Consider the following 12544-nt stretch of genomic DNA (forward strand, 5'->3'; position numbering starts at 1 on the left):
TTATCTTATAGAACCCTTTCGAATTGAATGACCATAAACAAAAAACCTAAATCCAGCAAAATACTGAACTTAGGTCTACAAATAGCATCTTTTATACCTTTAACATCGTTGAATGTTCCTTTTTAACTGCACTTGCCATATGCGTTGTTGCAATATAGCTTAATGTCATACCAGGTCCCAATGTTGCGCCTGGTCCTGGATATGTTTCGCCCATAATAGAGGCTGAACAATTTCCTGAGGCATACAAACCTTCAATTGCCGTACCATCTGCTCGTACAACGCGAGCTTGTTCGTCCACCACTAAGCCACCCTTCGTCCCGATATCTCCTGGATATAAACGAAGTGCATAAAATGGAGCATTCTCCAGTTCTGCCAAGTTTGGATTTTCCAATGTAGGATCTCCATAATAATTATCATAGGCACTATCGCCTCGAAAGAAATCATCATCATGACCATTACGAGCAAAAGCATTAAAACGCTCTACAGTGTCTACTAAATTTTCTGGAGGAACATTCATTTGCCATGCAAGCTCTTCAATTGTTTGCGCACTTCTCACAATACCCTTATCAAACCAACTTTTCGGGAAAGCTTGCCCTGGGAATAGCCCAGTGAAAATATAACGACTCTTTGCTGTTGCATCAATTACTATCCAAGAAGGTATCGCATTGTTTTTTTCTTGATGGTGGATATGCATATTGTCTACAAATTCATGATAAGGTGCCGCTTCGTTTAAATAACGTTTTCCTGCACTATCTACAACCATCATATTAGGAACTCCTCGATCTGCAACTAAGAAGAAAGGATGTCCTTGTGGATCAATAACTGAAGGTGCTCCCCAAACTTTATCCATTAAATCTAGTGCCGCCCCTATTTTCACACTTGGCTCGATAATGTCACCCGTTTGTCCTTCTGGCGTAGAAGTCCAATTTGCGTTTGTTGGTACTGGCAAATATTTTTCGCGATATGCTTGATTATGAGAAAAACCACCTGAAGAAAGGACAACCCCACGTTTCGCTTCAATACGCATTTCCTGCCCATCTCGCTCTACAACGATTCCAGTCACCCGATTATTTTCAACGATGAAATCTTTAAAAGCAGTCGAGATCCACAGCTCTCCATTCGCTTCAGCAAGTGATATTCGTAAACGAGCAATTAATGCCTCCCCTAATGCAACAAGCATACTTCCTGTAACTTTCGACTTCACCAATCGCATGCCTAGTTTTAACGCTGTCGTTTTCCCCTTTGTCGTACGTCTAATCATATTTACCTTATGAAATTCATAGCTATTCATCGTAAAACCTTTAGTGGACATTGTCGCACGACGCATCGTCTCTGCTAATGAGCCCATTTTCTTCAAATCAAAAATACGTGGCTCAATTGACCGTCCTTGAGGTAAGCCACCTGGTTTTTCAGGATAATAATCTGAATAACCTTTAGCATATTGGAAACGCATATGCCTCGTATGATTATTTAAAAACCTTAACATTTCTGGTCCCCGTGTAATATAAGCTTCCTTCAAAGCCTCTGGCACACGATTGCCAATCGTTGAATCTAAGTATAAACGCGCTAGTTTATGTGTATCTGGAACACCCTCACCTTTAATCACATGATTATTTGGAATCCATAGTGCACCACCAGACAAGGCAGAAGCCCCACCATAACGATCTGTCTTTTCAATGACTAGTGATTTCATGCCCTGAAGCTTTGCTGTCAGACCTGCTGTTAATCCTGCTGCTCCTGAACCTACGACAACTACATCATAACTCGCATCCCATTTCATACTTACATTCCTCACCTTCATTAGTAGTAACTAAATCAATGAATCTGGTATTACTTAAAGAGTATAAAGTTAAATGAATTTTCAGTCAATTAAACCTTGTTATAATTCGTTGTTAATGTCTGTTTCTACTTGGCGTGTTGTTCAAGAAAATTTTGTGCATTCAAGCTTTTACTCAGATTTCGATAAACCTAGATTCTCTGATCATATAACCTTTTATTAAAATGAATCCTTTTCTTCTAAAACTTCCGCTTATCATATTCATTTCTACTTAGCATATATTTTGTAAAACGGCTTAAAGTATTTGAGGGGTGGGGGAAATTTGCAGTTGAATGCAATAATATTAGGTGGATTTCTTTTGTTCAGTGTTAGCATTGGAGGAGCTATAGCTTGGGTATTTTCTAAGCTATTTCAGCATACAACCCAAGGACTATCATTATTATGTGGTGGATTTTTAGTTGGCTTACTTGTATTAGACGTCATTCCTTCTTCTTTTCAACTATACAAATCATTTGGTCTTATACTTGGAATTCTTGTTGGCTATTTAATTTTTCAAACACTCCATAGTTTATTTCACACTTCCCATACACAAAACCCCTCTGTAACGATACTTACAATCGCCATCATTATCCATACCATTCCTATTAGTCTCACTGTCGGAAATTTATTAGCGAACTCGGCATTAAGTATTACAATTACAGCATCAATTATTCTACATCATCTACCAGAAGGCTTCGCACTTTCAACTGCATTACTATCACAAGGAGAAAGGTTATGGAGACTCTTTCTTTATTTCATAGCATTTTCAATTTTCTTTAGTATTTTTATACAGATTGGTCAATATTGGGATTTAACTGAAAAGGAACAAGGGCTACTAATGGGCATATCGATCGGGTTGCTTGGAACCGCCAGTATTTCAGAATTTATTTTGCATCATTTTCGTTCAGTTACACGAAAATCCTTTTTAACAAATATTTCATTAGGTTATTTATTAAGTTACGTATTTCATATGCTAGTCGAATCGAGTAGGAGGGAGTGATTAACTCCCGACCTCTCCAACCACCGTACGTACGGATCCGTATACGGCGGTTCAATTAAGATGAATAACGCAAGATTTCATAACGAGCTTGCAGACTTTTGAGCCCTTGGTTACTCCAATAAGAGTTATCAAGGGTTCTGTGTAATATTGGACTTTTCGAGATACGCCAGTAACTCTTGCGAGTATTGCCCCATTCGTAAGCCTTCCAGTCTGGAACTCCTAAACGAATGAGGTTGCACACTTTCGTACGAGGCTTTTTCCAATTCTTCCATAAACACATGCGAAGTCTTCTTCTAATCCATCCATCCAGTGATTCAAATATTGATTTCGTATCCGCTAATGCAAAGTAGCCACACCACCCAATTAAATATTGATTCAATTGTTGAATTCGGTACTCCATTGGAAATGGCTTCTTTCTAGCTGTTAATTCCCGAATTTTGTTCTTCATTCGCTTTATGCTCTCTTTCGCAATTCGAACTTGTGGTTCTTTGCGGGAGGTAAAGCTAAATCCTAGGAATTTACGTTGCCAAGGACGAGCCACTGCGGATTTCTTCTCATTTATTTTCAATCGTAGCGTCTTCTCAATAAAGGTTTTGATACTTGCCATCACTCGTTCTCCTGCTCGTTTTGTTTTCACATAAATATTGCAGTCATCGGCGTAACGGACAAATTTATGACCACGTTTCTCTAATTCTTTGTCTAATTCATCCAGCACAATATTTGAGAGAAGTGGACTCAGTGGGCCCCCTTGGGGTGTTCCTTCATCTGTATCATAAACGACACCATTTATCATGACACCCGATTGTAAGTATCTACGAATCAGCTTGAGTAGAGGTTTATCAGAAATTTTCTTCGCTAATGTACTCATTAGACGGTCATGGTTTACTTTGTCGAAGAATTTCTCTAAGTCCATATCTACTACCCAGCGGTATCCTTCTTTTATATGACCTTTGGCTTCTCGGATTGCATCGTGAGCACTTCGTTTTGGTCGAAATCCGTAACTATGATTCGAGAAGTTCGGGTCATATAGGTTGGATAGCACTTGGGCAATCGCCTGTTGAATGAGTCGGTCTGTCACGGTTGGGATTCCTAATAGTCGCACACCGCCGTCAGGTTTCGGGATTTCGATTCTGCGAACTGGTTGTGGTTGGTAGGTTCCCTCAAGAATTTGCTTCTTAATCGTTAGCCAGTTTTCGACTACATGCTGTCGTAGGAATTTTACGGGCATTTTGTCTACTCCATGACTCCCTTTGTTTCGTTCCACCCGTTTGAGTGCGAGAAGCAGATTCTCCCGTGATAATATTTGATTCATTAGCATCTCGTTCGACTCCTCCGTGAATAGCTTGTCTTCTTATAACAGTTTCTACTGCACCCGCTCAATGTCCCTCATGGGATTCACCATTACCTCCATTAAGTCGGTCCTTCTGGATTTTCTGTGTTTACCATAGAAAACTGCATGCCAAGGGCTATTCTCTCCGAATTGTTCGGTCCTTCCCATTCATTCTAGAAGTGAATGGTACTATGACCTCTGCTGACTTCTGATGGTTCAGCTACCTATCGCTAAGTAGGTTACAAAGTGTACTTTGCGTTTCCATCAGACCTCCCCGGGTAAGCGCATGCACTTTCACACCATCTATCCGCCTCATTTACTCGATATGACCTTCGACAGAAAGGACTTTGTGTTGTTATGCACACTCATCCAATCATACCTAGCCTTATATGAGATTCGTGTTCCTCGGACCGGTGTTTTGCCTCCAGCTTCCTTCAGATTCCGCGTCGCCACGGACACCCTTGCTCTTGGCTAACCTCTACTTCTGTCTTCGGGGTTCGGGACTTGCACCCTATAGTTCATACGCATGCCGGGCGCACATAAAAAAGCAATCCACCAAAATGTGGATTGCTTTTTTCACTTTAATGAAGAATAGTATTATTCTTCATCAGCTGCTGCTAATAATGTAAGTGATAAAATTTTAGAGAATTGTGCACGTGTAAGATTACCTTTTGGATTAAATTTACCACTTGCTCCGTCAACAACACCTAATTGTTGTAATAAACCGATTGATTCTACAGTTTCCTTACGCATTTGGTTTTTGTCTGCAAATGTGTTATTTTTGTTAGCCTTAGCCACATCAAATTCCATTGACTCTAATAAACTTGCTGTTACATAGGCCATTTCCTCACGTGTTACAGGTTTATATGGCTCAAAATTAGCACCATCAAAAATACCGATTAAGCCATAATCCTCTAAAATCGCTACTTCCTTAGCACCTGGGTATTTCCCTAAATCCTTATATGTAGCAGGGCCTTCGTAATCTTCTTTCACATCTAATCCACCAGCACGGAAAATCATAGAAGCTAATTGTCCGCGTGTTACTTGTCCATTTGGATTAAATGTTGTAGCCGATGTTCCTTTAATAATGTCAGCTTGGTAAAGTAATTGGATATAGCTCTCAGCCCAATGTCCAATAGTGTCTGTGAAGTAACCGCCTGGTTTTAAGTCTATAGAATCCTCACTAATCGATGCTATAAAATCATTCAATTCTGCATCAGTTAAAGTTTGCCATCTTCCTTGTGCAAACATTTCTGCTTTGAATGAATTTCCAGATGGAGAGAATTTCATTTGCATAGAGTCACCGAAAACCTCTTTAAACTCTTTTTGCTCCTCTGCACTCATTTCAGAGTATTTCATAAGCCCTTGTAAAGATATTTTTACTGTAATACTATCCTTTGTACATACTAAAGTCATTTCTTTATCGTCATAGTTTAACTTAGAAAGTAAAAGTGTTTTGTAAATATCTTGGTAGCTCATTGCTTGCACTTGAGTAGCTGCTGCAACTACCTGCTTAGGGTGGATAACGTTAGCAAGGTCTACATTTTCTTGAGCATTTGCTTGTAATCCAAAACCTCCTGTAAAACATGCAATACCAAGTGCGCCAGCTAATAATGTCTTTTTCATAGTTCTTCCCCTTTCAATTCATAATTTTAGTGTACTAAAACAACCGTTATCAAATCTATAAAAATATGTAAGTAATTCAAAATTATTATAAAGTCCTATTTTTCAAAACAAAGAAATTTAATAAATCTTCATGTAATTCCAGAAAATACATGCATGATTTTTGCTATAAATTAGGTGACTTTTTACAATAAATTCAACAAAACGCATCATTTTTTCTAATAATTAACAAATATCCTGTTGTTAGTTTTACAGAGAAAATTAGTAAACTAGTTTATTCTTTAATAGGTATAAAGTAGGTGAACTAGATGCTGAATATGTAAATGCATGGTGATTTTAGAGAGAATCTAAAAATAGAGGGTAAAACAGAGCTTAAATTACTTTTAGTAGTGAAGAATCGTTGGATATAAAATTTCCTACTTTCGTTAGTTTTGAATTTTAAAACATATTCTATAAAATCAAATATGCTAGGTTACATACTCATGATAGACGGCTAGGACAAAAGTATATTTTTAAAGCAAAATTAAAAATTTCACATCAGAAAAGCGCTAGAAATCAACGTTACTAAAATTGATTTCTAGCGCTTTTTTAAGTTTTGACCAGTTTTGTCCCAGCCTCCTTTAAAACTAGTTTCCACGTCGTTGTTGGATTGTAATATACAGACCTAATAATCGGTCAGTTGTCATCACATTATTTTGTAAATCTTGTAAATGCGAACTCTGAATAATTCCTTCTTTAATTGCTTGCGCTAGGTATTGCTCTGTTGCTGTGCGCATTGCTGGTGATGCAGGATTCCATGCTTGTGTCACTTTGTTGTCCTCCTTCTTGTCTTCTACAATGAGTTGTACTGTCATTTTGCTACTGCTAGGAACGATTACCTGTCCTTTTAACTTATAACCAACTGGCATCTTCCAAGATGGTTTAACTTCAAAATGCGGTCGGTCAATGCTACCTATCCAATTACCGCCCCATGTAATACCAAGTTTACGAGCAATAGCACCCACTTTATTGAGTGTAGCTACATCATAAAGCGTTTTTGGAGGACCAACGGCAATATCCCAAGCTAAACGACTGCTATGGTTGCTTTTGAGTGTCCAAGTAACAATCTGCCCTGGTCGAGTACGCCCTTGGGCATATAAATAATTTTGCCTCTCCTGTGAGCGATATGTTTCGGTAATGAAAATGTTACGAATGCCTACCTTATAGCATTCTTGGAACAATAATCGGCATGCTAATTGCGAAGCTGGTAATAATTGTGCCAAATCTCGGCATGTTGTTGTTATATTTGTACTCATTTATTGCCCCCCTCATCCGTTGTATCTTTGACAATCGCTAAAATATTTTTAATGACATTTGGTGTGGGTAACCCCATCTTTGTGCCATTTTCTGTTATTGAAATAAACTCTAGAACACAAAAAGCAATGGCTGCTCCATCACCTGCATATTCAATCCCTGGTATTACTAAAGCGAGTAAATAAACCGATCCAACCAACATCAGATAATAAATTTTTCGAATAATACCATTCACACCAATACGGCTATTTAAATTATGATTAGCAATACCAGACAAAATGCCAGTTATATAATCAATTGCCATAAATCCTATTAAAACTGTTACTGCCATGCCTAGACCATTCACCAAATAAGAAATAAGCGCTCCCATAAAACCACTCCAAGTTGCTATCCATTTTTCCACTCCACCACTTCTTCCTTTTTGTAATCCATAAGAAAAAAGGCTGGGACAAAACTGGTCAAAACCCTAAAAGGCGTGAGAAATCAATTTTAGAAACGTTGATTTCCCGCGCTTTTCTGAATTTTGATTTGAAAATAAACTTATGTCCCAGCCTCTTTTGATAAAAATTCAATAAAAATAACGCTCGTCTTAAGACTGCGTTTCTGTTTGTGCGGCTGTCGCTGGTAATACACTTATGATAATGTGCTTATTAATGATGGCCCCACCAATATTTACAAAGTTAATTTTCTGATCATTTAATGTTGCTGTAAATGCCGTTGCATCAAACTCTGCATTTTTTAAATTAATTGCCTGTCCATTGTTTAGTTGTACTTGATAATCCATAACTATCATTCTCCATTTCATATATTAATTTAGCTTAATGGAATATAACCTACGTTATTTCCATTTATTCGTACATAAAGTCTAGGTGCTTCAGAGCTACCATTATAAGCAATTCCAATACCTGGTGTGTGTCCTCTAGCTACCCCTACGATAGAAGTTGCTTCGGTAAAATCAACTCCCCCTTGAAAAACAGTTGAATACATTGCGCTTAGGATTAAAGCATCTGAATAAACAGTCATATCATTCCCATTTGAGTAAATTTTTCCCGAACCACCGAAACGATCAAAAAATAATCCCCTAGTACCAGAACCGTTTAAATATAGATTATTTCCCAATCTAATATCTTGATAAATATCAATATTACCTGAAGTAATAGTGCCAAGGTTACCAGTAATATCAGATAACACATTTACAGCACCGATAAGGTTAATCTTTGAAGCATGAATACTAATAGTAGTTGCTGTTTGATTAATCTTTGAAACTACAGTGTTACCTGTGAAATCTGTCACACTTACTTTTGACTCAATCTGATTAGCTTGTTGTGTAATTTTACTCTCAGCGGTGCTAACTCGTGTACCCAAACCACTGATTTGTGTCTGCTGACTTGTGACAGTTGATTGTATTTGAGAGGCTGTTTGTGATACAACTGATACATCATTTCGAACAGTTTGAATATTGTTATTGATCAAAACGACTTGAGCCGATACTTCACTACGTATTTCTGCAGCCGTTTGAGTTATACGGCTACTTAAATTGTTATTTAAGTCTGTGACACTTTGAGTGATTTTGTCTGCACGAACATTAATGGCGGCAATCGATACGCCAATTTCTTCAACTTCTATATCAATTCGATCATTAGTTTGTTCAAACTTCGAACGATAGCGTTTATCGTTAGCATTAATAGTAGCATGTTGATTTAGCAGGGCATCTACAATACTTTTCGCTTGTGTATTCCCAACCTCAACCTCTGAATTACTATATTCTCGTTTTGTCTTTTTACTTAATATACGTGTTTGATATTCGAGTTCAAGATCCTCATGTATAAGCCACACCATGTCTCCCACATTACCATCTACAGTAGTTACCTTAACTTTAATATTTGTCTCAGGCGCTGCCGGTAGCTCACTAGCTAAATGTGTTGTCATTTCTTCAACAGATTCTATCTTTTCGTCATGAATAGGTTCCGCAATGCGGATTCCGATTCTAGGTGAATTGGCTAATGGCGAAGTATAAGTAATATCTATTCCCTCTGCACCATAGCCTCTAATTTGCGTTTTTAAATTTGTAGTATTTACGCTGTATGATAGGGTTTCAATATTATGACGATAACGGAATTGTATATCATTATCTACACCGATTTTATTAGCAAAACGAAGAACTTTACCAGGCAGTATCTGACGCTCACAATTAAACACACTGCATAATTGTTCAATTAGGACGATTGGATTGGCTTCCCCGAAATTCGGCAACAATTGATAACCATCTACATCTACATTGATAAAAGTCCATCCTGTCCCAGCAAGGACAAATGACATAAAATCATCAAATGTTCTTGTCCCTCCGTAAACATCGTATTTAAATTCGTCAGCTAAAGAAAAATATCTATGGACAGCAGTGGCCTTTTTAGAAAATGTGTCCCCACCAAAATCTTTAACCACATACTCATGACCATCCTCATCTTCGATAATTGTTTCAAAATCTAACAACAAATGCCCTGGATTTTTTTCATGTAAAAAAGAGTTAAAGGAGATACGTAATGCTCCATTCAACTCTTCAACTTTTTCATAATTTGTTTCTAAGATAGGTTCGGTATGTGTCCCATTCGATACAATGAGCAAGAAAAAATCACCTTCTTTTTAATAAAAATACGCTACTCGATGTGAGCAGCGTTTCTGAACAATATGGAACGATTAATCAATTTGTGCTTTTAGTTCTTTTTCAAGTAAATCATCAGGGAAGTATGCCATTCTCCCTGTCGAAAGCTTTAAATGATTTTCAGAGTCTTCTATATCTTTTTCATCTAGGTCGATTACCTCAATAAGTTCAATAGATCCCCAATCATCGTAATCTAATGAAAGAATGAAATGTTTTCCAATCCCCTCTATTTCTTCTTCCTTAAAACCGAAATCTTCTTTAATTAAAAATTCAAGCATTGGTATACCACCTTTTTATTTTTAGTATATCAATGCTTTCAGGTTAAGAAATCAATTATCTTTCTTAGAAATAAAAGTTTTTGTACATTTTTGTTTCATTTTTCGATTTTTGTTTTAGGACCATTTGAAACTAGTCTATAGCAAATTTTTTATTATTCTTATCCACCCGAAAATTGAGGTCCAAAGAATAATACTTAATATTAAGCCATTAAAGACTCCTAAAAAAAATCTATTTTCCACATCTACCACTCCTTATGATTTAAAGGATTGGTAAACAGAAAAGTTATTAAACACCTTCTGTATTTTCTAAAATATAATCTTCAACAGCTGCACGATATGCCTCGTTTGTTACATCATCAATGACATACGTTTTCTCTGTCTTTGGATTAAGACCTTTGTTCATAATTCGCTCTGCTGCTATTCTCACTACTACTAGATTGATCATTATAAAATTCCTCCCACTTCTTTTTCAGTTTGTAATAATAATTCGTCCTCTAACTCTTTAATCTTTTGTTCAGGAGATAAAGGTCTATCAAAGTACTTATACAAGACCTCTTTAGTTTCAGGATCTACGCCTACAACGTAACGGTCATCACCGATCTCACCGTAAGGTAGATCTATGCAGTATAGTTCAGCTATATCAGGACGGATAATTTGATGAGTATCGCTTGCTACATCATGTATAACTGCGATTAATTCGCCTAGTTGATTATATATAATTCGTGTTCCCGTTTCGAACATGTTATCTTTCTCCTTTTAAATATTTTTACCTACTGCATAGTATCCGAAGAAACCGTTTCTATTAGTATCATCAACTCGTATTCTGAAACCATCTGGATAAGTTTCTACATCTGATAAAATACTATTTCTATCCCATGATGAAACATACATTTTAACATCAGACCATGCACCTACATCATGTTCACCAACCCATGCCGCATTACCTAGCTTACCGTCTTGTACACCTTCTGCTTTACATAGAATAGCCGTAGGTCTAAAACCTATTCCACGTACAGTTATATATCCTGCGGATGCTTCTGCTTTGCCTTTAGCTTCTTTTACAGTTCCTAGACGTCTAATATTAGATGCCATTTCATCAAATGTTGCTTGAGGACTTGTGTACCAACCTACGTCAGTGATTGCCTGAGCAACATTTGTTTTTCCATCACTGACAGATTGCTTTAAATCAACACCATCTACTATAATCTTCGGAGTATAAAATGAACCATCCGTTCTAAATGCTGACGCTTTACTCCAATCAACATTTGGGTCTGTTGAGCTATTTGTTGGAACAACAAGAAAATTACCCATAGTATCTTTATGGAATACGTGACCAACTTGGTCGATTGGTTGCAACGTTATAGGGAATGTATTAGTAAATCTACTGTTTTTATCACGCTTAGCGAATCTAGATTCTTGAGTAGGTAATTCATGAAATCCCTCAACGGAGTAAGGTTGATTTAGAAATGTTTTATTTAAGATGTCCCATACTCCATCCCCGGCTCCTTGAAATTTTATATTTACAGATAAAGGATTACTTGCACTTTTCTTTGTTATATAAATATAGAACCAATGTTCTGATACTCTTATATCGCTAACATAGAAGTTACTTGCAAAATTTTTACTAATGTCAATAATAGTCATATCTTGACTGTGAATAATCTTATTTGATGCAGTAATATGATAAAGTATCTTGGCTCCACCAGATGCATTGCTATTAGCAAAAGTAGACGCTAGATTTAATTCTATAATACCGCTAATACTTTCGGTAGAAGGTACCATTAATATCTCTACCACCTCAGATGAGACATTATTATTTTTCCATTCTATTACAGGAAATGTTTTTTCAGCTACGCTTTTACCTAAGTTTGTAATATGTTTTTCCACATTGAATGTGTTAACAATATCAACTTTTTGTTCAAATTCAGCCAAATGTTCAGTAACTTCTGTTTGTAAAGACTTTAAATTTTCACTATCTGCTTTTTCATCAACTAAACTCTTCAGTTCTTTACCACTCTCAGCAGATAATGCCTTATCAGAACCACCCGTAGTTAAGTCATTGACTATGGGGGTCTTTAATCCTTCAAGCTTTTGCTTCATATTTTCACTAAGGTTATCGTATGAAGCTTGATTACCACTATACATTTTATCAACTCCTTATTTTAATAATAAAAATACGCCACCCATTATGAGTAGCGCTAAATAAAATGGAACTATTATTTAAAAATCTTTAATCAATCTTGGTCATTCTAAAAATAGAATCTATTAAAGACTCTTGAAAACTTATTTTCATATTTTCTCTCAGTAACGATTAATTAGTCATTATACACCTTCTGTATTTTCTAAGAAATAATCCTCAACAACAGAACGATGCCTCATTAGTTACGTCATCAATGCTATAAGTTTGCTCTGTCTTTGGATTAGTGCCATTGTTTACAATATGCTCTGCAACTATTCTTACTACTATTTGATTTACTTTATCCATTATAAAATTCCTCCCACTTCTTTTTCAGTTTGTAATAATAGCTCATCCTCTAACTCTTTA

At 36.6% G+C, this 12544-nt stretch carries 13 protein-coding genes; 1 reads left to right on the plus strand and 12 read right to left on the minus strand.

Annotation, left to right across the window (positions count from 1 at the left end; translation table 11 throughout):
- Positions 1-91 precede the first annotated feature (91 nt).
- Entirely contained in the window at positions 92-1780 is a 1689-nt protein-coding gene (locus QUF91_RS22540; RefSeq protein WP_289419390.1) for an FAD-dependent oxidoreductase, read from the minus strand.
- A 355-nt stretch (positions 1781-2135) separates the two neighbouring features.
- Here QUF91_RS22540 and QUF91_RS22545 point away from each other — a divergent pair, with 355 nt between their 5' ends.
- Positions 2136-2816 carry a ZIP family metal transporter gene (locus QUF91_RS22545; protein ID WP_289419391.1) on the plus strand — a complete coding sequence of 227 codons (681 nt, stop codon included), beginning with the start codon at positions 2136-2138 and terminating at the stop codon, positions 2814-2816.
- 55 nt (positions 2817-2871) lie between these two features.
- On the opposite strand, the gene ltrA is transcribed toward QUF91_RS22545, so the two are convergent.
- The 11 genes from ltrA to QUF91_RS22600 all read right to left on the minus strand — a co-directional run bounded on the left by ltrA (position 2872) and on the right by QUF91_RS22600 (position 12484).
- The gene (gene ltrA, locus QUF91_RS22550; RefSeq protein ID WP_289416808.1) at positions 2872-4134 is read right to left on the minus strand and encodes a group II intron reverse transcriptase/maturase; all 1263 of its coding nucleotides are present in this window, start codon (positions 4132-4134) and stop codon (positions 2872-2874) included.
- Between the two features lie 609 nt (positions 4135-4743).
- Positions 4744-5772, minus strand: a complete 1029-nt coding sequence (locus QUF91_RS22555) for an S-layer homology domain-containing protein (RefSeq protein WP_285399308.1) — start codon at positions 5770-5772, stop codon at positions 4744-4746.
- 623 nt (positions 5773-6395) lie between these two features.
- A complete protein-coding gene (locus QUF91_RS22560) occupies positions 6396-7064 on the minus strand; it encodes a M15 family metallopeptidase (RefSeq protein WP_289419392.1) in 669 nt (222 codons plus the stop codon).
- Complete coding sequence (locus QUF91_RS22565; RefSeq protein WP_289419393.1) at positions 7061-7465, minus strand: phage holin family protein; 405 nt, start codon at positions 7463-7465, stop codon at positions 7061-7063. Before QUF91_RS22565 ends, QUF91_RS22560 begins: the two co-directional genes overlap by 4 nt.
- A 186-nt stretch (positions 7466-7651) precedes the next feature.
- Positions 7652-7846, minus strand: a complete 195-nt coding sequence (locus QUF91_RS22570) for a hypothetical protein (protein ID WP_289419394.1) — start codon at positions 7844-7846, stop codon at positions 7652-7654.
- Between the two features lie 29 nt (positions 7847-7875).
- Entirely contained in the window at positions 7876-9684 is a 1809-nt protein-coding gene (locus QUF91_RS22575) for a phage tail protein (RefSeq protein ID WP_289419395.1), read from the minus strand.
- A 72-nt stretch (positions 9685-9756) separates the two neighbouring features.
- Positions 9757-9999 carry a hypothetical protein gene (locus QUF91_RS22580; protein ID WP_289419396.1) on the minus strand — a complete coding sequence of 81 codons (243 nt, stop codon included), beginning with the start codon at positions 9997-9999 and terminating at the stop codon, positions 9757-9759.
- Positions 10000-10285: 286 nt separating this feature from the next.
- Positions 10286-10444, minus strand: coding sequence for a hypothetical protein (locus QUF91_RS22585; RefSeq protein WP_289419397.1), 159 nt, complete (start codon positions 10442-10444; stop codon positions 10286-10288).
- A complete protein-coding gene (locus tag QUF91_RS22590; protein WP_289419398.1) occupies positions 10444-10740 on the minus strand; it encodes a hypothetical protein in 297 nt (98 codons plus the stop codon). Before QUF91_RS22590 ends, QUF91_RS22585 begins: the two co-directional genes overlap by 1 nt.
- Positions 10741-10755: 15 nt before the next feature.
- Complete coding sequence (locus QUF91_RS22595; RefSeq protein ID WP_289419399.1) at positions 10756-12144, minus strand: hypothetical protein; 1389 nt, start codon at positions 12142-12144, stop codon at positions 10756-10758.
- Positions 12145-12355: 211 nt separating this feature from the next.
- Positions 12356-12484: a hypothetical protein gene (locus QUF91_RS22600; RefSeq protein ID WP_289419400.1), complete on the minus strand. Its 129-nt coding sequence runs from the start codon at positions 12482-12484 to the stop codon at positions 12356-12358.
- Positions 12485-12544 lie beyond the last annotated feature (60 nt).

This window comes from Lysinibacillus sp. G4S2 (genome assembly GCF_030348505.1).
Lineage (GTDB): Bacteria > Bacillota > Bacilli > Bacillales_A > Planococcaceae > Lysinibacillus.